This is a genomic window from Thermococcus fumicolans, assembly GCF_055386755.1.
Genome location: NZ_AP042424.1, coordinates 564,986 through 581,027, shown reverse-complemented (window position 1 = coordinate 581,027; position 16,042 = coordinate 564,986). Strand labels below are relative to the sequence as shown.

Sequence of the window (16,042 nt, the reverse complement as noted above, 5' to 3'; positions counted from 1 at the left end):
ACCTCACTCACTTGCTCCAGAGCTTTGGATACCACTCCCTCGGCATGAAGACCTTGTCCACATCGACGGCTATTCCCTTGCTCTTCTGGAGCATCTCGCCGCTGGTCATTGTGGCCTTTCCGAGTGCCACCAGCTCGTCCTTGAGCGTCATCACGGCAACTAAATCGCCCCTCTTGATGCCCTTGTTGAGCTTGACTATGCCGGGAACAGCTAGATCGGCGCCGTAGGTGACGGCGGCAACGGCCGAATCTCTTATCCACACCTTGGGCAAATGCTCCACCGCCTTCTCCATCGGCTGTATCGCCCTCCTAAAGTACTCCTCGATGCCGTCGTCCTTCCAGAAGTGGTAGTAGTCAGCCAAGTCGTGGAGGGTCACCAGCGTCTCGTCCTCCTTGAAGGGGCCGCTTCTGGTACGGCGCAGCTCGGCCATATGGGCACCGACTCCCAGAGCGAGGCCGATGTGGTGAATGAGCGAACGGATGTAGGTTCCAGCCTCAACGCCCACCCTGAACAGAACGTCCCTGTCGTCTATCTCGAGCACCTCGATGTAGTAGACCTTCCTCGTCCTCAGCCTTCTCTTGACCGCACTCCTGAGCGGCGGTCTCTGGATTATCTCGCCCTCGAACTCCCTCATAACGGCGAGAATTTTGTCCTCCGGAACGTCCCCGTGGAGGTGCATTAAAGCGACGTACTCCTTACCGGCCGGGAGGAGGGCCTGAACCACTCTGGTAGCCCGCTCAAGAGCAACCGGCAAAACACCGCTAACCTTCGGGTCGAGGGTTCCGCCGTGGCCGGCCTTGCTCAGGTTGAAGAGCTTCTTAATCCACGCGACTACCTCGTGGCTCGTCGGGCCGGGGGGCTTGTCGAGGTTTATTATGCCGAACTGCATGTGCATCTCCATCGGCCTCTTCTCCGGCGGAAAGCCCCACTTCGGATTGGTTTCGGCCTTCTCATCCTTTACCAGAACCTCTCGCTTTATGTCCGCAGGTAAAATCCTCCTGACTTCGTCCCTCACCATGAGCATCACCTTATGGCTCCTCCAACGCTTTGATAAACTCATCTTTTCCAATCCCAGCAAGTTTTAGAACGCCCATCAGCGTCCCGGGCTTGAGTTCTCGATGTAGCGGAACCACCGTGCCGATTCTATTGCCCTCCGAGTGTTTAACAAGAACCACGTGGCTACCCCTCTGACGGGATATCTCAAAGCCGAACTTTGAGACGAGCACTTTAACCACTTCTTCACCCGAGAGCCTTGGCAATCTGGACATTGAAATCGCCCACGAAGGTTATCCTCTCGAGATCCTTCTTCAGTTCCGGGAACTCTTCGAGATAAAGCTCCAATGCCTCCCGCAAGTTCTCGATGGCCTCCTCTATGGTCTCCCCCTGTGTTGTAACCCCGGTGAAGACCTCCTTTATTACATAAACGCCCTCCTCTTCCCAGATGACCGCGTGGAGGTTCATGCTCTCACCCTGTTGGATTTTCTGGGCACTCCTTTATAAATCCACCTAATACCTGAACCGATACGTGAAGACCGGCCAGTTCGGGAGGTATTTAACGAACCTAAGATAGCCGGGCACGAAGACCTCCCGCTTGCCCTTTTCAAGCCCCTTCAATACCGCCCTTGCTACCCTTTCCGGCTCTATCGAACCCTTAGGAACCCTTCCACTCCAGAAACCGGTCTTAACATGTTTGGGATAAACCCTCATAACATGGATTCTCCTGGCTCTTAGCTCCCGCTCAAGGTTTACCGAGAGGTAGTGAAGGGCACCCTTGGCGGCGCAGTATGACGGCAATTCGGGGACGTTGATAAAGGCGACGCCGCTGATTATGAACACCACTGTCGAATCCTCCGGGAGCATTGGGAGAAGCGCCTTCGTGAGCTCAACGGGTGCAAGGGAGTTCACCCGGAACAGTTTCTCCAGTTCCTCGCTTGAGTGCTCGAGAAGAGGTTTTCTCACTGCAAAGCCGGCGTTGTTTACAAGGAGGTTAACTTCCTCAACACCGAGCCTCTCAAGCCCCTCCAAGATTTTGTCCGAAAAGTTCTCATTACTCAAGTCGGCCACCACGTATTCAAAAGAGGACATTCCCTCTCTGAGTTTGCGGAGTCTCTCCTCACTCCTGGCCACGCCAACAACGCGGTAGCCCCTCTCGATGAGCCCTTCAACGAGAAGCCTCCCTATGCCACCGGTTGCACCCGTCACAAGTGCGGTTCTCATGAAACCACCAGAGAAACCTCGGAAAACAGGCTTAAAAGCGTTGAGAAGTGAAGAAGCGGCCGAAGGCCGCTGCATCACTCAAGGCTTATTCCAGCCTGCTCAAGGGCGGCCTTTATCTCCTCGTCGGAGGCGCCCCTAGCGATGTTTACCCTCTCCGGGAGGGGCTCGAGGTGCTTAACGTTCATCCTCCTGCGCTTGACCTTGTTCAGTCCAGCGCCGGTAACGAGGACGAAGTTCTTGTCGATTATGTCGGCGACGACGACCTTCTGTCCGGCCCTCCTTCCTGCGATAACGACGGCGATCCTTCCAACCTCTATAGCAGGCATTCATCCCACCTCCTAACTTTTTTCACGGGTTTTGCCCGACCCCGCGTCACCGTCGGGGTACAGGTGGTCGATGGCGGCCTTCACAATCGCGAAGACGCCACCGGGGTTCCATTTGGCGGTGTTGATTATCAGGTCGTAGATCGACCTGTCCTCGATGTCAATTCCGTACAGGTTTAAATACCTTTTCCTGTTGCCCTTCTCCCTCTCCGCTATCTGGACGTAGGCCTCCTCAACGGAGAGGTTTTCCCTCCGGGCAACCCTCCTAGCGCGCTCCATTATCGGAGCGTCAAGCCATATCTTGAGGTCGGCGTCCTTGACCATCCAGCCGGCGAGGCGGCCCTCAATGACAACGTTGCACTCCTTGGCTGCCTCGACCTGCCTCCTGTCGACCTCGCGGTCTATCTCGGGGTGAAGCTCGGCGTACTCCTGGAACTCTCGAAGGGTCATCCCCATCTCCTTGGCCATCTGGCGGAAGATTAGGCCGGCGTAGATGTGCTTGAAGCCGTAGTGTCTAGCCAGGTTCCGGCAGAGCGTTGTGGTACCGGAACCCGCCAGACCGCTGACGGTGATGACGAGGCAGCCCTTGGGCATGGGAACACCTTCAGAGGGCGATAGCAGACCTGACCTGGGCCTTCATGACCTTCCTCATGCAACTCGGGCAGAGGTTCGGGTAGGGCCTCTCGGGCCTCTTCTTTGTCTTGGGGAGCTTCCTGAGCTCGCTCGGCCTTCCGCGCGGGACGCCGTTGAGCGGCCTTCCGCACATGGCGCAGTGGGCTATCTTTGGCTTCCTTCTCTCGAAGTGTATGACCGTCCTTCCGCCCGGAGTCCTGACGTACTTCCTCCTCCATGACCTTGACCTGTACATGGGCTTCATTCCTCTCACCTCGGCTTTCCTTTTCGGGAATCGTTTTTAAATTTAACCCATATCGAGGAACTTCCTGAGCACCATACCGATTATGTAGCTCGAGAGGATGTACCACCCGAAGTAACCGAGCTCGTCTGGCCTGAGGGCCGAGTGGTACATGCCGTGGAACCAATCGAATAGGAAGAAGTTGAAGGGGGACTTGGCTATGGCCACCTCGGTGTACCAGCGCCTGAGCCACCCGAAGAACACCCAGAATATCGGAAGGGTCAGGAGCATCGGAACCATCTGCTCCTTCATCATCTCGCTCTGCATTTTCATGAGCTCCATCTGCTTCTGCTGAACTTTCCTGAGCCTCTTTTCATCCCCAGCCTTCTGGGCCTCGCGCATCTCCTTCTGGATCTCCTTGGCCATCTTCTGGATCTTCCGGGTCTTCTCGATGTCGGTCATGAAGTAGTAGAGGAGAGTGTACGAGCCGCCGATGACGAAACCGGCTATGGTAATCGCGAGTAGGGGGTGCTGAACTATGTAGCCCCCGAACAGGTTATCAAGGAAACTGTATATGCCCTCAATCATACTCCCTCACCGCCAAGTTCAGTACCTGAACCAGTTCATTAACGGCCTCCTCAAGGCCCTTGTCCTCGTGGTTCTCAATGATCTTTATAAGGGCATCGGAGTGCATGGCGTAGCTTATGGCCGCTGCCCTGTTGAGGTCCTGGTGCCTCTGTATCTGCTCCTCCGTCTCAACGTCGCGGTCGCGCTTCAGGTCGCGGAGGCGCCTTCCGAGTATCTCGCTGGGGGTAGCTTCGATAATCACTATGAAGTTCGGCCTTATGGTCTCTATGACCTCCTTCGGAAAGCCGAGGAGATAGCCCATGGGAGTTCGTATGGTGGCGTGAGTATCGAGGAGAACGGGCTCCTCCTTAGCCAGCTCGACTATCCTCTGCGCGGCCCGAAGTTGGAGCTCCTTCTGGAGCATCGGATCGAGCTTTCTCATCTCATCCCTGTGCTTCACGAGGCCCTGCTTCACGGCCTCCTCAAACATGAGGTCGCCAAAGTTGACCAGACGGAACTTCACACTCGTCCGCTGAAGGGCCAGACGGGTTATCGTACTTTTTCCAACGCCCGGGATGCCCGTTATCATGACGACAAACGGCATGAGCACCACCTTTAACGCCGATCCAGCTAAAAGTAGGGACGTTCCTTTAAAAGATTTGGGAACAGTGGAAAAAGCCAAGGGGAAAGAGAAGATCACTTGGTGGCGAAGAACTTCCTCAGTGCAGGGAACATCTCGGTGGCCTGCTCCCTAGCTATTTCCTCGTAGAACCTGTAGAGTATGCCGACAGTAAGGAGGATTCCGGTTCCAGTGCCCAAGGCTCCGAGGAAGCTGGCAAGCACTGCAACTATTGCGAGGGTCAGCGAACCCCAGAACGTGACGTAGGGAATGTATCTGTTGAGCACCCTCTCCAGTATCCTCGGGTCTCTCCTGAATCCAGGTATCTGGAGGCCTGCACTCTGGAGCTGTCTAGCTATGCTCCTGGCGTCGAGGCCGGTCAGTTCTACCCAGAGGAACCCGAAGAGCACTGCCCAGAAGATCGTCTGAAGTGCGTAGATGAGTGCCTGGCCCGGGTTGTGGACCAGCTGGAACACGTCGTAGGGCGGGACGGTGTACTTGGCCAAACCCGAGACTGGGTATCCGTTCTGGTTGAAGGTTCCGAGCCACGTGTACCCCCTTGAGGAGAGGAGCCTGGCCCAGAGCTGTATGTTCGAGTAGAGCGCCATCGTGAGGATTATCGGGATGTTGCTGACGTACATGAACCTTATCGGGTACCTACCGCGGACGGTGACGCGACCGTAGCTGAGCGGTATCTCAACGCGCATGCTCTCGAGGTAAACGACTATGAGGAACACTACGATTGTCGCCAGCAGTTTGGTCATATCGGGCAGTCCGGGCCTGTAGATCGCCCCACTGAGGTCACCGTTAACCAAGTGCTGTATGAAGGCGGGTATGGCACCGCTGAGCTCGTTGGGGTTCTGCGGAAGCGGAAGCGGGTTGAGTGATTTGACCATAACCTGCTGTGACACTCCAGCGGCGATGAAGAGGCTTATACCACTCCCTATGCCCCACTTGCTGACGAGCTCATCGAGCATGATCAGTATAGTTGATCCAAGACCGAGCTGGAGTATCACCAGCAGTCCCACCGCGAGGGTCATGTCCACACCTATCTTACCGAACGCCCCGGCTAGGACGTATATGGCCGCCTCAAAGAAGCTCATGAATACCGAGAACAACCTCTGGAGGGCCTGATAAAACCTCCTATCTTCAGGATTTGAGAGGTCGAGCCTGAGGATCTCAGAACCAACCAGAAGCTGGAGGATTATACCGGCGGTAACGATGGGACCGATACCGAGGGTTAAGAGGGATCCGTTCCTACCCGCGAGCACGAACCTCAGGGTCGCAAAATAGTCCTGGGCCTGCGGCGGAACGCCATAAAGCGGTATTTCAGCCAGTACGAAGTACAGCAACAGGGCGGTGCCGGTCCACATGAACTTCTCCTTCAGTGGCACCCTCCTCTTGGGCCTCTCAACCTCGGGGAACCACTTCTCAATGGCGTATATCACTTCACGGACGCCCATTTTTCAACACCCTTGGAGGCTTTGAAAGAAATAAGGGTCAGGCGAGGATAACCTCGCCGCCAGCGGCCTTGATCTTCTCCTCGGCCTTGGGGGTAACGTAGTAGGCCTTGATGACGAGCGGCCTGGTGAGCTTCCCAGTTCCGAGAACCTTGTCGACACCGAGCTGGGTGGTGTCGACGACTATCTTCCCCTCCTCCTCGTAGGCTATTCCGGCGTCGAGGAAGAGCTGGAGGTTCTCGTCGATGTCGCTGAGGTTTATTGTCTGCGGGGTGTACTGAACTGCCTTCGGCCTGTGGAATCCGCGCTTGCCGAGGTGATCCGGGGCGTACTTGATAAGCCACGTGAACTTCTGATCCTTCCTCTTTCCGGTTCCGGCCATTCCCTTACCGCCCTTGCTTCCACCGCCGCGGTGCTTCTTCTTGCAGCCCCATCCGTGAGTGTGACTTCCGCGGAGCTTCCTAACCTTCTTCCTCCTCCTTATCATCTCTCGCCACCTCAGAGCATCCTCTCAATGAGCTCGTTTATCTTCTCGCCGCGGTAGCCGAGCGCTCCACCTTCCTTGAAGGTGCGCTTCTTGCTGCCCTTAAGTCCTCCCCTCGGCGGGTGGAGCCTGAAGACAGGCTTGATGTTCGGCAGGTCGGTGAGCTTCATCTCGCCGTTGACGACCTTCTCGGCGAACTCGTCGATGGTCATTCCGAGCTTCTCCTTGACGTACTCCTCTGTGACAGGCTTGTTGCCGACCAGCCTTCCGCGCTTCCTTATGAGCTCCGCGAGGGTCTCCTTGTTGATCTCGCCCCAGGTTATGTAGTCCTTGACCTTCTGGACCATGCCCTTGTAGCTCGGGGTGTCGTCAACTATGACGAGGTGATTAATCCTGTGGAGGCGGAGCATGGCGAGGGTGTCCCTGACCTCGCCCCTCGCCCTAATCCCGCTCCTAAGCCTGATGAGCGCTAACTTAGCCATCTCCTCTCACCTCACTCCACGGTAAAGCTCTGGGGCATCTCCCTGCCGACGATTATGCCGTAGCGCTCGATGTCCTCCGGCTTTATGGCAACCCTGTTGGTGTTGTAGAGGGCGTTGAAGACTGCCTTGGCGAAGTTGACGGTTGTCCTGGTCTCACCGAGGGTCTGGGACCAGACGTCCTGTACACCAGCGAGGCTCAGTATCTTCTTGCCGACGTCACCGATGACGAGGCCAAGACCGCGAGGTCCGGGCATGAGCTTGACGCGAACGCTACCCTCCTTGCCCTCGACGGCGAACGGAATCGAGTGCGGCCTCCTGCACCTGCACTCCCAGGAACCGCAGCCGCGCTTGATCTCGATGATGTTCATCTTGGCGTAGCTGATGGCCTTCCTGATGGCTATACCCACTTCCCTTCCGTGGCCTATCCCAAGGCCGACGTAGCCGTCCCTGTTGCCCACAGCGGCGAGAACCCTGAACCTAATGCGCCTACCGCTGTCGGTCATCCTAACGGTCAGGGCTATGTCGAGTACCTCCTGGTTCTCCCTGAGGTTGACCTCCGGAAGGAGGACGTCGACTATCTCGGGCTCCTTTATCTGGTAGCCCTTCCTGAATATCTCGTGAATGTCAGTTATCTGGCCCTCCTTAACGAGCCTGCCGAGCTTGGTCCTCGGCTCCCACTCCTCAAGAACGCGCTGGGCCATCTCTCTCGGGTCGCTCATTCTCTCGCCCCCTCAAACTTCTCGATTATCTTGGCCTTAACCTCTTCAAAGTGCTCGGGGAGCTTCTCGGGCTCGAGGCCCCTCACAAGGTATCCGCCGAACTGCTTCCGGTACAAGCTCTCGTCCTCCTCCTTGAGGACCTTGGCGTAGTTGGCAACGTGCTCGCCGTTTATCCTGTAGTCCTCGGGGTAGATCTCCTCGCTGTGCGGGACGTTTAAGCCAGCGTCAACGGCACCCTTGAGGACTGCGAAGATGCTCGAGCCCCTGGTCGGCGGGTGGAGGCCTATGTCGAGGATGGCCTCCTCTATTCCAGCTTTCTTGGCCTTGTAGCCTATGAGGAGACCGAGCAGGTAAGCCGACGGGGTGTTCCCACCGTGGCCCTTCCAGCCGAAGTCCCTCATGAGCTCCCTGGTGTGGGCCGAAACGATAGTCCTGTCGCCCTTGGGGTCGTAGACGACTATCTGGGCTATGTGGTGGTTGAGGCTCTTCCTCACGACAAGCCTGGGCTTGCCGGACTTGAGGAGGGCGAGCCTCTTGTGATAGTTAGTCTTACCCTCTCTCCTCCTCCTGAACGGAACCCTATACCTCGGTCCGTGTGCCATCCCTCTCACCTCACTCCTTCAAGATACCGTGCTCCTGCATGAACAGGTAGAGCTGCCTCTTGTTCTTGAACTGGCCACCCTTGGCCCTGATGTAGAGCCTCCTGTAGGTGTGGGCATCGATTTTGCCCTCGGCCTTGAGCTTTCTCAGTTCTTTCCTGAGGGCCCTTATGGTCATCATCCAGCGCTCCTTCTTGCCCATCCTGGCGGTCTTCTTACCCTTCTTGCTTCCCGGGCCCCTGTGGCGGCCCTTCTTCCTGGCCTCCTGGAAGGCCCTAGCGCGAGCCCTGCTCTGGCCCTTTATGGGCTTCTTCTTTATGACACCGTCGTGGATGAGCCTCTTTATGTCCTCACGGGTTATCGCCGAGGCGACGTCGTCTATCCTCTCCGGGTCTATCCAGACCCTGTTCTCACCACATTTGAGCAACTCAGCGGCAATCCTTCTCTGCATCCTGAGCATGAGCCTCACCTCACGGGTTGAGTACCTTCACGCCGAGCTCCTTGGCCCTGGCGAGTATTGCTTCTCTCTTCCTGGCTCCAACGGTTCTCGCTATCCTCGCTGCCTGCCTGGTCGGGTCGATGGCCTCTATCTCCTTGACGTTGTGAACGAGGACTTCCTCGTAACCGCTCGGGTGGAGTCCCCTGACTGCCCTCGGGGAGCTCCAACCGATGCTCGGTGAGCGCGGCTTGCCCTTCTTCTTGAGCCTCATCTTGCTGTCGATTCCCTTGGGCCTCCTCCACTTCGGGTTGTTCTTGAACTTCGGATAGCGCCACCACTCCTGCCTGAGGAACCTCGGCTTCTTCCTCTTGAGCTTCGCCCTTATCCTAAGGAGTCTCGCCTTCTCGTTCATTTCTCACACCTCAGAACTTTATCGGCTTGCCAGCCTTCTCAACGATGTAAATTCCGTCTTGGAAGACACGCCTGTCCCACTTGGTTATCCTGGTGGCCTGCTCGATGTTTGCAGCTGTCTGGCCAACTGCCTCCTTGTCTATGCCCTCGACGATGACCTCCTGCCCCATGACCTTGACGGTGACCCCTGGGAGTATCTTGGCCCTCCTCGGGTTCTTCTCGCCGAGGAAGTTCTCGATGACGACCTCGTTACCCTGAACCTTGACGGTAACCGGGAAGTGGCTGTAAACCACTTTGAGCTTGTAGGTGAAGCCCTCGGTGACGCCCTTGATCATGTTGGCTATGTGGGCCTTGAAGGTCCTCGCTATGGCTATGTCCCTCTTCCTCGGGAACTCCTTGTAGACGACGACCTTGCCGTCCTCGGTGAATATCTGAACGCCGGGGTACTTGAGCTCCCTCTGGAGTTCCCCCTTCGGCCCCTTGACCTTGACGACGTTGTTCTCAACGGTGACCTCAACCCCCTCTGGGATCTCAACCTCTTCCCTTACCCACGCGTCCATCGGCATCTCTCTCACCTCAGTAGACGTAAGCTATCAGTCTGCCGCCGATTCCCTTCTCGATTGCCTCTTTGTGGGTCATGACGCCCTGGGATGTCGAGACTATGAGGATACCGAACTCGAAGGCCGGAAGGAACCTCTTCTCCCACTTCTCGTACTCCCTGGCCTTGACCGGGAAGCGCGGCTTTATGGCACCAGCCTTGTTGATCTTGCCTATGAGCTGCACCCTGTAGATGCCGGCCCTTCCGTCGTCTATGAACTCGAACTCGCCTATGTAGCCGTTCTCCTGCATAACCCTGAGGACCTCACCGATGAGCTTGGAGGCCGGCTTGAGGTAGACCTCCTTCTTCCCAACCCTCTCGCTGTTGGTCATGTGTGAAAGGGCATTTGCAAGCGGATCAAGTAGAGTCATCTCCTCTCACCTCACTCGTACTTCTTAAAGCCCAGCTTGGGGGCTATCTCTCTAAAGCAGTGCCTGCAGAGCATCAGGCCGTGGATCCTGATTATTGGCCCGTACTGGCCGCAGCGCATGCACCTTCTCGCGCCCTTCCCAAACTTCCTGGGCTTCCTCCTGTTGTAGTCAGCCTTCGCCATCTCACAATCCCTCCACCTTGGCCTTCAACTCCTCCATAGCGAAGACGATTCCCTCTTCCTTCGTCATCTTGTGCCTGTTCGGTATCTTCTTCCTCTGCCTCTTCCTCTTGGCGACCCTGAAGCCGGGCCTCTCAAGGGTGACGCAGACGTCCATACCGAAGATTCCTATCTCCGGGTCGTACTCGACGCCCGGGATGTTGATGTGCTCCTGGATTCCGAAGCAGAAGTTGCCGTGCTCGTCGAAGTTGCCGACGCTGAGCTTCCTGTCAACAGCCTCAAGAAGCCTGTCGAGCATCTGGTAGGCCTTCTCACCGCGGAGGGTGACCTTCACGGCTATCGGCTCTCCCCTTCTGATTCCGAAGTCCCTGTTGGTCTGCTTTGCACGCCTCCTTATCGGTTTCTGGCCGACGAGCTGCTCGAGCATGGTCTCGGCCTTGGTAAGCCTCTCACCGCTCTCGCCGACACCGATGTTTATGGTGACCTTCGCGATTCTAGGCTTTCTCATCGGGTGAGCTTCCCAGTCTGCAAGGATAGCCTCTCTGTTGATCTGCATCTCATCTCACCTCACGGAAGGGAAATAACGGGTTTGTCCTTTCCAACAACGAAGGCGTAGTCCTTCAGGGTGTCGAACTTCTCGCCGTTCTCGTCCTCGATGGTGACGACGTCCGGCCATCCCATCGGGAACTGCCTGACCTCGACGATCCTGCCCTTCCTCGCGACGTTCTTACCCTGGGTAACGAAGACGTAGGCACCTATCTCGAAGGGGATGACCTCAACGACCTCCCTCTCGGGAACCTTCATGAGGACGGTGTACGAAGTCCTGTACGAGTCCTTCTCCGAGAGGCTCACGAGGTGGTTGCTCCCGTCGTGGAGGTTGAGCTGAACCTTCGCGCCCTTGACCATCCTCTTGTTGTTGACCCTGAACGGCTTAAGCTTGGCCTCCTCCTCGCTTATCGGGTGGAGTATGAGCTTGCCGATCCTGTTCGGAAGAACCCTGTAGTGCTCGCCGGTCTCAGGTATCGAGACAACGTCCATTATTCCGACCGGGAACTTGTAGTCCTTCCTGACGCGACCATCGACGAGGATCTTGCCCTCGTTGAGTATCTTCCTCGCCTCGCGGGCGGTTTTCGCGTAGCCGAGGTAGTCCCTGACTATGTAGAGCAGCGGTATCGAGGTGCCCATGCTGTGCGGTCCCGGCCTGGGCCTGACGGCCCACTTGTACTCCTTCCTGTGGATATACCAAGAAGTTGGAGCGGCAAGCCTCTTAAGGTGCCTCTTGGCTCCCTTTCTCGCCATCAAGCAGCCCTCCTCTCAATTATTCCCTTCCTCTCATCATCGTCCAAGTTGAGCTCGGTTATCACTACGTTCGAGGGGTGAACTGGGTAGAAGACCTCGGTACCGTCCACCCTAGTCTGGGTAACGCCCTCGATGTGTATCCTGTACCTCTTGAGGTCAACTTCAACTACCTTGCCCTCCTTACCCTTGAAGTCCCCGCGTACGACCTTCACCCTGTCCCCTTCCCTGACCGGGAGGTTCCTGATCCCGTACTTCTCCCTGAGCTCTTTGCTGAGGGGAGCGGCCATCAGCTTCTGCCTGAGGTGAAGGGGAGCGTTGTAGAGGAACTTCCTCTGCTTCCTCGGCTGTTTGGTATCGAGCTTCATCATTCTCACCTCACAACACTATGCTCGCTATACTACCGAGCCTGACCCACCTCTCGGCGGCCTCCCTGGCTATGGCACCCCTGATCTCGGTACCCCTCGGGACGCCCTCGGGGGTGACTATCGCGGCAGCGTTGTCCTCGAACTTGACGCGCATGCCGTCGAGCCTTCTGTACTCCTTCCTCTGCCTGACGACTACAGCCCTAACGACCTGGTGCCTGATGTCGGGCCTTCCCTTCTTGACGGTGGCAACGACCATGTCGCCAACCCCAGCGCTGGCGAGCCTTCTCCTGGTGCCCTTGTAGCCGACGACGCCGATGATCTGGATGACCTTGGCGCCGCTGTTGTCGGCGACCTTGAGGTAGGCCCCAACGGGCAGAGCGCGGGTGGGCCTCACGGGGCTGATTCCCCTAGTTGCACCGGCACCTTTCTTGGCCATCGATCACACCTCCTCGCTCCTCTCGGCCCTCTTGGTGACGGCAACCACGACGAAGCTCTTGGTCTTGCTTATCGGCCTGGTCTCGGCTATAAGAACGCGGTCGCCGACCTTAGCGTTGATGCACTCCGGGTTGTGAGCGTGAACCCTGCTCCTCCTGAGCTCGTACCTCTCGTACTTCTTGAGGTACCTGTAGTGCTGTCTCTCGACAACGACGGTCTTCTTGCCCTTATCGCTAATGACGACTCCCTCGAAGTACCTGCCGTGTATCTTGAGGTGCCCGTGCCAGGGGCAGTGCGGATCGTCACACTTCTCAGCTGGAGGCTGAACGTTCAATCCAATCTCTCTCATTTTCGCCACCTCTTCTTCAACCTCATCTCGGGTCTCCCAACCAGGTTCCTCCCATCGACTCTAATCCTCTTACCGGCGGCCGTTTCGAATTCAAACTCAGCGACATCCTTGGGGACGGTCCAGACCCTATCACCGCCGATGGTGAGAGTGTTACGCGTTTCATCAAGGACGTAGCCCTCGATGCCAACCAGCTCTGGATGAGATGCCCTTATAACCTTTGCTTTCAGCCCTATGAGCTCGTGCCAGATTATGTTTTTGACCGTCACTCGACCTCGATGAGCTCCTCTGAAAACCCAAGGTCTGCGAGCAACTTCTTGACCCTTTCTCTGTGGTCGCCCTGGAGCTCGATCCTTCCCTTCTTTACGGTTCCGCCGCATGCCAGCTTCGCCTTCAGCTTTTTTGCTATGTCCTCGAGGTCGAACTCCTTCTCGTCTATGCCCTCGATTATGGTCTTGAGCTTCCCGTAGCGGGCCCTCTCTATGTAGACCCTTATCCTCTGCTGCTCCTTCAGGACCTCCTTAAAGAGCATCTCATCCAGAGGGTTAACAATCCTTGGCACCGAACCTCACCTTTTCTCCCTAAGCTTCTCCTTCTTTATGGTAAGCAGGCGCGCGATGTCGCGCCTGAGGTTGCGGATGACCATGGGGTTCTCGGTGGAGGTCCCCATGGTGAGCATACCCCTCTCCTTGGCGAGCTCGAGGCGGAGCTGCCTGATCTTCTCATCGATCTCCTCGATGCTCATCTCCCTAATCTCACTCGGCTTCATTGGTGCTCACCTCTTCCTGAACCTTCTCGACTATCTCTATCTCGTCCGGGAGCTTGGCCTCGGGCGGCATGATAGAGACCTTGACGCCTATAACACCGAGCTTGAGCAGTGCCTGGGCGTAGCCCCTGCTGACGAGGGTCTCTGCCGGGTTCCCGACCTTGGCGAGGTAGCCCTGGTAGAAGCGGACACTCTTGGCCCTCTCGCCGGTGAGCTTTCCGCTGAGCCTTATCTCGACACCGCGAGCGCCGTTCCTCATGATGGCCCTTATGGCGGAGTAAGCGGCCCTCCTGAAGTGAATGCCCCTCTCGAGGGCCTGGGCAAGCCTTACCGCCTGGACCTTGGCGTTGAGGTAGGGGTTCTTGATCTCCTCGACCTCGATCTGCGGGTTCTCGAGGCCGAACTGCTTCTCGAGTATCCTGGTGAGCTCTCTAATGCGCCTTCCACCCCTGCCTATGACGTAACCGGGGTTGGCGGCGAAGATAACGACCTTGGTTCCAAGAGGAGTCTTCTTTATGTCGATTCCACCGTAGCCGGCTCTCCTGAGTTCTTTCTCAAGGTACTCGTCGATGAGCATCTCCTTAACGTTTTCCTTGATGAAGTATCTCTCGATCGCCAAAAGTCTCACCTCCTAATCTCCTCGACGACTATCTCTATGTGGGTCGTCTGCTCGTTGAACGGTGTGGCCCTTCCAAAGGCCCTCGGGATGTAACCCCTGAGGACCGGGCCCCTATGGGCAGCGGCGTGGATTATCTTGAGCCTGTCGACGTCGAGTCCCTTCTGCTCGGCGTTGTTCTTGGCGTTCAGGAGCACCTTCTTGACGGCTTTCGCGACCTTGACCGGATAGCGACCCGGACCGAAGCCCTTACCCGGCTTGTGGCCCTGACTGTCGTTGTGCCTCTTGAGCGGAACCGGCCTCTTGAGGGCTATGACGTCGTCGAGGTAGCGGAGAGCGTCGTTGAGCATCATGCCTCTTATCTCCCTGAGCAGCTCAACGCTGTGCTTGGGCGATATGCGGAGGTCCCTTCCGCTCGCCCTTGCCATCCTCTCGGGGTCAAAATTTTGGAATGAGTAGGAAAACCTGCCCCTGCTCATCTAAACCACCTCACTTGACCGCCACGAACATCGATGACCTGGTTGCTCCAACACCAGGCGATCCGTGCTGGACTATCTTCCTCGTGAGTGCGAACTCGCCGAGGTAGTGGCCGATCATCTCCTCCTTGATCTCCACAGGAACGAACTCCTTTCCGTTGTGGACGTGGATGGTCATGCCGACCATCTCGGGCAGGATGACCATGTCCCTGCTGTGGGTCCTTATGGGCTTCTTGTACTTGCCCTTCTTTGCGAGGCGGATCTTCCTGAGGAGCTTCTTCTGCTCCGGGGAAAGGCCCCTCTTAAGGCTCCTCCTCTGCCTGGCCGGGAGGAGCTTGGCAAAGTCCTCGAGTGACATGTTGAGCAGTTCCTCGAAGGTGTAACCCCTGTACCTAAACTCCTTCTTTCTCGCCATCTTCATCACTTCCTCCTACCAGTTCTTCTCGCGGCTATGTGACCGACCTTCCTTCCGGGCGGAGCGCGCCTCGAAACGGTGCTCGGCCTACCGATGTGGTGCTCCTTACCACCGTGCGGGTGGTTGACGGCGTTCATCTTGACACCCCTTGGCTTGGGCCAGAACCTGTTCCTGGCTTTGGCTATGTAGTAGGCCTTACCGGCCTTGACGATCGGCTTCTCGAGCCTTCCGCCGCCGGCGACGACACCGATTGTGGCCCTGCACTCGGGCTTGAACTGCTTGAGCTCACCGCTCGGGAGCTGGACTATGACCTTGTCCTTCTCCCTGCTGACGACTAGGGCGTAGGAACCGCCAGCGCGGACGTACTTTCCTCCGTCGCCAGGAACCCCCTCGATGTCGTAGACGTAGCTTCCCTCGGGTATCATGGCAAGCGGGAGGGTGTTGCCGATCTTGATCGGGGCGTTCGGTCCTATCGCTATCTCCTCACCGACGAGGAGCCCTTCTGGAGCTATGATGAGCTTCTCCATGCCGTTCTCGAACTTGACGCGAGCGACTGGAGCGGTCCTTCCCGGGTCGTGGAGTATCTCGACGACCTTCCCAACCAGGGTCTTCTCCTTGGTAAGGTTGAGCGGAACGTACCTGACGGCGCCCCTGTAGCGGTGCGAGGGGGCCCTAAAGGTCGTGGTTCCCTTACCTCTCCTCTGCTGAATCAGACTCTTTCCCATCTCACTCACCCCGTCAGAACAATCCTATCCTGGCAGCAACCTCACTCGCGCTGTACTCGGGCTTGAGCTTCACGTAGGCCTTCTTCTCTCCCCTCATGGTTATGAGGGTGTTGACCTTCTCAACCTTGACCTGGAACATGTCCTCCACTGCCTTCTTGATGTCGGCCTTGGTGGCTTTCCTGTCAACTATGAAGGTGAGCTTGTTCTCCCTCTCGATTAGTGAAACGGCCTTTTCGGTAACGACCGGCCTTACGATAACCTTGTACGGATCCATCCTC

32 protein-coding genes are annotated in these 16,042 nt (G+C 57.0%); all 32 read right to left on the bottom strand.

Going from position 1 to position 16,042, the window contains the following annotated elements; translation table 11 throughout:
- Positions 1–7 precede the first annotated feature (7 nt).
- Positions 8–1,018 carry an RNA-guided pseudouridylation complex pseudouridine synthase subunit Cbf5 gene (locus ACZ5AM_RS03205; protein WP_464915928.1) on the bottom strand — a complete coding sequence of 337 codons (1,011 nt, stop codon included), beginning with the start codon at positions 1,016–1,018 and terminating at the stop codon, positions 8–10.
- Between the two features lie 10 nt (positions 1,019–1,028).
- A complete protein-coding gene (locus ACZ5AM_RS03200) occupies positions 1,029–1,235 on the bottom strand; it encodes a type II toxin-antitoxin system HicA family toxin (RefSeq protein WP_464915473.1) in 207 nt (68 codons plus the stop codon).
- Positions 1,236–1,239: 4 nt separating this feature from the next.
- Positions 1,240–1,461, bottom strand: coding sequence for a type II toxin-antitoxin system HicB family antitoxin (locus ACZ5AM_RS03195; protein WP_464915472.1), 222 nt, complete (start codon positions 1,459–1,461; stop codon positions 1,240–1,242).
- Between the two features lie 45 nt (positions 1,462–1,506).
- Entirely contained in the window at positions 1,507–2,217 is a 711-nt protein-coding gene (locus ACZ5AM_RS03190) for an SDR family NAD(P)-dependent oxidoreductase (RefSeq protein ID WP_464915471.1), read from the bottom strand.
- Between the two features lie 74 nt (positions 2,218–2,291).
- The gene (locus ACZ5AM_RS03185) at positions 2,292–2,543 is read right to left on the bottom strand and encodes a 50S ribosomal protein L14e (RefSeq protein WP_464915470.1); all 252 of its coding nucleotides are present in this window, start codon (positions 2,541–2,543) and stop codon (positions 2,292–2,294) included.
- A 12-nt stretch (positions 2,544–2,555) separates the two neighbouring features.
- The gene (cmk, locus tag ACZ5AM_RS03180; RefSeq protein WP_464915469.1) at positions 2,556–3,134 is read right to left on the bottom strand and encodes a (d)CMP kinase; all 579 of its coding nucleotides are present in this window, start codon (positions 3,132–3,134) and stop codon (positions 2,556–2,558) included.
- A 10-nt stretch (positions 3,135–3,144) separates the two neighbouring features.
- Positions 3,145–3,417, bottom strand: coding sequence for a 50S ribosomal protein L34e (locus ACZ5AM_RS03175; protein WP_464915468.1), 273 nt, complete (start codon positions 3,415–3,417; stop codon positions 3,145–3,147).
- Positions 3,418–3,459: 42 nt separating this feature from the next.
- Entirely contained in the window at positions 3,460–3,981 is a 522-nt protein-coding gene (locus tag ACZ5AM_RS03170; protein WP_464915467.1) for an EMC3/TMCO1 family protein, read from the bottom strand.
- Positions 3,974–4,564, bottom strand: coding sequence for an adenylate kinase (locus ACZ5AM_RS03165; protein ID WP_464915927.1), 591 nt, complete (start codon positions 4,562–4,564; stop codon positions 3,974–3,976). The genes ACZ5AM_RS03170 and ACZ5AM_RS03165 overlap by 8 nt, the downstream gene beginning before the upstream one ends.
- A 92-nt stretch (positions 4,565–4,656) precedes the next feature.
- The gene (gene secY / locus ACZ5AM_RS03160; protein ID WP_464915466.1) at positions 4,657–6,042 is read right to left on the bottom strand and encodes a preprotein translocase subunit SecY; all 1,386 of its coding nucleotides are present in this window, start codon (positions 6,040–6,042) and stop codon (positions 4,657–4,659) included.
- Between the two features lie 37 nt (positions 6,043–6,079).
- Positions 6,080–6,526, bottom strand: a complete 447-nt coding sequence (locus ACZ5AM_RS03155) for an uL15m family ribosomal protein (protein WP_464915465.1) — start codon at positions 6,524–6,526, stop codon at positions 6,080–6,082.
- A gap of 11 nt (positions 6,527–6,537) precedes the next feature.
- Complete coding sequence (locus tag ACZ5AM_RS03150) at positions 6,538–7,005, bottom strand: 50S ribosomal protein L30 (RefSeq protein ID WP_464915464.1); 468 nt, start codon at positions 7,003–7,005, stop codon at positions 6,538–6,540.
- 11 nt (positions 7,006–7,016) lie between these two features.
- Positions 7,017–7,724, bottom strand: a complete 708-nt coding sequence (gene rpsE, locus ACZ5AM_RS03145; protein ID WP_464915463.1) for a 30S ribosomal protein S5 — start codon at positions 7,722–7,724, stop codon at positions 7,017–7,019.
- On the bottom strand, positions 7,721–8,326 hold the full coding sequence (locus ACZ5AM_RS03140) for a 50S ribosomal protein L18 (RefSeq protein WP_464915462.1): 606 nt from the start codon (positions 8,324–8,326) through the stop codon (positions 7,721–7,723). The genes rpsE and ACZ5AM_RS03140 overlap by 4 nt, the downstream gene beginning before the upstream one ends.
- Before the next feature lie 10 nt (positions 8,327–8,336).
- Entirely contained in the window at positions 8,337–8,783 is a 447-nt protein-coding gene (locus ACZ5AM_RS03135; protein ID WP_464915461.1) for a 50S ribosomal protein L19e, read from the bottom strand.
- A 10-nt stretch (positions 8,784–8,793) separates the two neighbouring features.
- A complete protein-coding gene (locus ACZ5AM_RS03130) occupies positions 8,794–9,174 on the bottom strand; it encodes a 50S ribosomal protein L32e (RefSeq protein ID WP_464915460.1) in 381 nt (126 codons plus the stop codon).
- A gap of 10 nt (positions 9,175–9,184) precedes the next feature.
- On the bottom strand, positions 9,185–9,739 hold the full coding sequence (locus ACZ5AM_RS03125; RefSeq protein ID WP_464915459.1) for a 50S ribosomal protein L6: 555 nt from the start codon (positions 9,737–9,739) through the stop codon (positions 9,185–9,187).
- 10 nt (positions 9,740–9,749) lie between these two features.
- Positions 9,750–10,142, bottom strand: a complete 393-nt coding sequence (locus ACZ5AM_RS03120) for a 30S ribosomal protein S8 (protein ID WP_088857500.1) — start codon at positions 10,140–10,142, stop codon at positions 9,750–9,752.
- 11 nt (positions 10,143–10,153) lie between these two features.
- The gene (locus ACZ5AM_RS03115) at positions 10,154–10,324 is read right to left on the bottom strand and encodes a 30S ribosomal protein S14 (protein ID WP_464915458.1); all 171 of its coding nucleotides are present in this window, start codon (positions 10,322–10,324) and stop codon (positions 10,154–10,156) included.
- Position 10,325: 1 nt separating this feature from the next.
- Positions 10,326–10,877: a 50S ribosomal protein L5 gene (locus tag ACZ5AM_RS03110; RefSeq protein WP_464915457.1), complete on the bottom strand. Its 552-nt coding sequence runs from the start codon at positions 10,875–10,877 to the stop codon at positions 10,326–10,328.
- Positions 10,878–10,888: 11 nt separating this feature from the next.
- Positions 10,889–11,620 (bottom strand): 30S ribosomal protein S4e, encoded by a 732-nt coding sequence (locus ACZ5AM_RS03105; protein WP_464915456.1) that lies wholly within the window; start codon positions 11,618–11,620, stop codon positions 10,889–10,891.
- Positions 11,620–11,985: a 50S ribosomal protein L24 gene (rplX, locus tag ACZ5AM_RS03100; protein ID WP_464915455.1), complete on the bottom strand. Its 366-nt coding sequence runs from the start codon at positions 11,983–11,985 to the stop codon at positions 11,620–11,622. The genes ACZ5AM_RS03105 and rplX overlap by 1 nt, the downstream gene beginning before the upstream one ends.
- A gap of 10 nt (positions 11,986–11,995) precedes the next feature.
- The gene (locus ACZ5AM_RS03095) at positions 11,996–12,421 is read right to left on the bottom strand and encodes a 50S ribosomal protein L14 (RefSeq protein ID WP_464915454.1); all 426 of its coding nucleotides are present in this window, start codon (positions 12,419–12,421) and stop codon (positions 11,996–11,998) included.
- A 3-nt stretch (positions 12,422–12,424) separates the two neighbouring features.
- Positions 12,425–12,769: a 30S ribosomal protein S17 gene (locus ACZ5AM_RS03090; RefSeq protein WP_464915453.1), complete on the bottom strand. Its 345-nt coding sequence runs from the start codon at positions 12,767–12,769 to the stop codon at positions 12,425–12,427.
- On the bottom strand, positions 12,766–13,146 hold the full coding sequence (locus tag ACZ5AM_RS03085; protein WP_464915452.1) for a ribonuclease P protein component 1: 381 nt from the start codon (positions 13,144–13,146) through the stop codon (positions 12,766–12,768). The genes ACZ5AM_RS03090 and ACZ5AM_RS03085 overlap by 4 nt, the downstream gene beginning before the upstream one ends.
- Positions 13,032–13,298, bottom strand: coding sequence for a stress response translation initiation inhibitor YciH (yciH, locus tag ACZ5AM_RS03080; RefSeq protein ID WP_456369019.1), 267 nt, complete (start codon positions 13,296–13,298; stop codon positions 13,032–13,034). Before yciH ends, ACZ5AM_RS03085 begins: the two co-directional genes overlap by 115 nt.
- A gap of 36 nt (positions 13,299–13,334) precedes the next feature.
- The gene (rpmC, locus tag ACZ5AM_RS03075; protein ID WP_015859601.1) at positions 13,335–13,535 is read right to left on the bottom strand and encodes a 50S ribosomal protein L29; all 201 of its coding nucleotides are present in this window, start codon (positions 13,533–13,535) and stop codon (positions 13,335–13,337) included.
- Complete coding sequence (locus ACZ5AM_RS03070; RefSeq protein WP_464915451.1) at positions 13,522–14,151, bottom strand: 30S ribosomal protein S3; 630 nt, start codon at positions 14,149–14,151, stop codon at positions 13,522–13,524. Before ACZ5AM_RS03070 ends, rpmC begins: the two co-directional genes overlap by 14 nt.
- A gap of 5 nt (positions 14,152–14,156) precedes the next feature.
- Positions 14,157–14,627, bottom strand: a complete 471-nt coding sequence (rplV, locus tag ACZ5AM_RS03065) for a 50S ribosomal protein L22 (RefSeq protein WP_464915450.1) — start codon at positions 14,625–14,627, stop codon at positions 14,157–14,159.
- A gap of 10 nt (positions 14,628–14,637) precedes the next feature.
- Positions 14,638–15,039: a 30S ribosomal protein S19 gene (locus ACZ5AM_RS03060; protein ID WP_464915926.1), complete on the bottom strand. Its 402-nt coding sequence runs from the start codon at positions 15,037–15,039 to the stop codon at positions 14,638–14,640.
- A 5-nt stretch (positions 15,040–15,044) separates the two neighbouring features.
- Entirely contained in the window at positions 15,045–15,764 is a 720-nt protein-coding gene (locus ACZ5AM_RS03055) for a 50S ribosomal protein L2 (protein ID WP_464915449.1), read from the bottom strand.
- Between the two features lie 13 nt (positions 15,765–15,777).
- Positions 15,778–16,038, bottom strand: coding sequence for a 50S ribosomal protein L23 (locus ACZ5AM_RS03050; RefSeq protein ID WP_464915925.1), 261 nt, complete (start codon positions 16,036–16,038; stop codon positions 15,778–15,780).
- Positions 16,039–16,042 lie beyond the last annotated feature (4 nt).

What these genes read in the sequence shown, in the direction of transcription:
- ACZ5AM_RS03170 (WP_464915467.1), bottom strand. Translation starts at nt 3,981, where the DNA reads ATGATTGAGGGCATATACAGTTTCCTTGATAACCTGTTCGGGGGCTAC.
- ACZ5AM_RS03060 (WP_464915926.1), bottom strand. Translation starts at nt 15,039, where the DNA reads ATGGCGAGAAAGAAGGAGTTTAGGTACAGGGGTTACACCTTCGAGGAA.
- ACZ5AM_RS03110 (WP_464915457.1), bottom strand. Translation starts at nt 10,877, where the DNA reads ATGCAGATCAACAGAGAGGCTATCCTTGCAGACTGGGAAGCTCACCCG.
- cmk (WP_464915469.1), bottom strand. Translation starts at nt 3,134, where the DNA reads ATGCCCAAGGGCTGCCTCGTCATCACCGTCAGCGGTCTGGCGGGTTCC.
- ACZ5AM_RS03165 (WP_464915927.1), bottom strand. Translation starts at nt 4,564, where the DNA reads ATGCCGTTTGTCGTCATGATAACGGGCATCCCGGGCGTTGGAAAAAGT.
- ACZ5AM_RS03150 (WP_464915464.1), bottom strand. Translation starts at nt 7,005, where the DNA reads ATGGCTAAGTTAGCGCTCATCAGGCTTAGGAGCGGGATTAGGGCGAGG.
- ACZ5AM_RS03155 (WP_464915465.1), bottom strand. Translation starts at nt 6,526, where the DNA reads ATGATAAGGAGGAGGAAGAAGGTTAGGAAGCTCCGCGGAAGTCACACT.
- ACZ5AM_RS03130 (WP_464915460.1), bottom strand. Translation starts at nt 9,174, where the DNA reads ATGAACGAGAAGGCGAGACTCCTTAGGATAAGGGCGAAGCTCAAGAGG.
- ACZ5AM_RS03125 (WP_464915459.1), bottom strand. Translation starts at nt 9,739, where the DNA reads ATGCCGATGGACGCGTGGGTAAGGGAAGAGGTTGAGATCCCAGAGGGG.
- rpsE (WP_464915463.1), bottom strand. Translation starts at nt 7,724, where the DNA reads ATGAGCGACCCGAGAGAGATGGCCCAGCGCGTTCTTGAGGAGTGGGAG.
- ACZ5AM_RS03095 (WP_464915454.1), bottom strand. Translation starts at nt 12,421, where the DNA reads ATGGCCAAGAAAGGTGCCGGTGCAACTAGGGGAATCAGCCCCGTGAGG.
- ACZ5AM_RS03205 (WP_464915928.1), bottom strand. Translation starts at nt 1,018, where the DNA reads ATGGTGAGGGACGAAGTCAGGAGGATTTTACCTGCGGACATAAAGCGA.
- yciH (WP_456369019.1), bottom strand. Translation starts at nt 13,298, where the DNA reads ATGCTCTTTAAGGAGGTCCTGAAGGAGCAGCAGAGGATAAGGGTCTAC.
- rpmC (WP_015859601.1), bottom strand. Translation starts at nt 13,535, where the DNA reads ATGAAGCCGAGTGAGATTAGGGAGATGAGCATCGAGGAGATCGATGAG.
- ACZ5AM_RS03055 (WP_464915449.1), bottom strand. Translation starts at nt 15,764, where the DNA reads ATGGGAAAGAGTCTGATTCAGCAGAGGAGAGGTAAGGGAACCACGACC.
- ACZ5AM_RS03115 (WP_464915458.1), bottom strand. Translation starts at nt 10,324, where the DNA reads ATGGCGAAGGCTGACTACAACAGGAGGAAGCCCAGGAAGTTTGGGAAG.
- rplV (WP_464915450.1), bottom strand. Translation starts at nt 14,627, where the DNA reads ATGAGCAGGGGCAGGTTTTCCTACTCATTCCAAAATTTTGACCCCGAG.
- ACZ5AM_RS03185 (WP_464915470.1), bottom strand. Translation starts at nt 2,543, where the DNA reads ATGCCTGCTATAGAGGTTGGAAGGATCGCCGTCGTTATCGCAGGAAGG.
- rplX (WP_464915455.1), bottom strand. Translation starts at nt 11,985, where the DNA reads ATGAAGCTCGATACCAAACAGCCGAGGAAGCAGAGGAAGTTCCTCTAC.
- ACZ5AM_RS03175 (WP_464915468.1), bottom strand. Translation starts at nt 3,417, where the DNA reads ATGAAGCCCATGTACAGGTCAAGGTCATGGAGGAGGAAGTACGTCAGG.
- ACZ5AM_RS03140 (WP_464915462.1), bottom strand. Translation starts at nt 8,326, where the DNA reads ATGGCACACGGACCGAGGTATAGGGTTCCGTTCAGGAGGAGGAGAGAG.
- ACZ5AM_RS03195 (WP_464915472.1), bottom strand. Translation starts at nt 1,461, where the DNA reads ATGAACCTCCACGCGGTCATCTGGGAAGAGGAGGGCGTTTATGTAATA.
- secY (WP_464915466.1), bottom strand. Translation starts at nt 6,042, where the DNA reads ATGGGCGTCCGTGAAGTGATATACGCCATTGAGAAGTGGTTCCCCGAG.
- ACZ5AM_RS03135 (WP_464915461.1), bottom strand. Translation starts at nt 8,783, where the DNA reads ATGCTCAGGATGCAGAGAAGGATTGCCGCTGAGTTGCTCAAATGTGGT.
- ACZ5AM_RS03120 (WP_088857500.1), bottom strand. Translation starts at nt 10,142, where the DNA reads ATGACTCTACTTGATCCGCTTGCAAATGCCCTTTCACACATGACCAAC.
- ACZ5AM_RS03085 (WP_464915452.1), bottom strand. Translation starts at nt 13,146, where the DNA reads ATGCGGCGGAACCGTAAAGAAGGGAAGGATCGAGCTCCAGGGCGACCA.
- ACZ5AM_RS03090 (WP_464915453.1), bottom strand. Translation starts at nt 12,769, where the DNA reads ATGAGAGAGATTGGATTGAACGTTCAGCCTCCAGCTGAGAAGTGTGAC.
- ACZ5AM_RS03050 (WP_464915925.1), bottom strand. Translation starts at nt 16,038, where the DNA reads ATGGATCCGTACAAGGTTATCGTAAGGCCGGTCGTTACCGAAAAGGCC.
- ACZ5AM_RS03190 (WP_464915471.1), bottom strand. Translation starts at nt 2,217, where the DNA reads ATGAGAACCGCACTTGTGACGGGTGCAACCGGTGGCATAGGGAGGCTT.
- ACZ5AM_RS03105 (WP_464915456.1), bottom strand. Translation starts at nt 11,620, where the DNA reads ATGGCGAGAAAGGGAGCCAAGAGGCACCTTAAGAGGCTTGCCGCTCCA.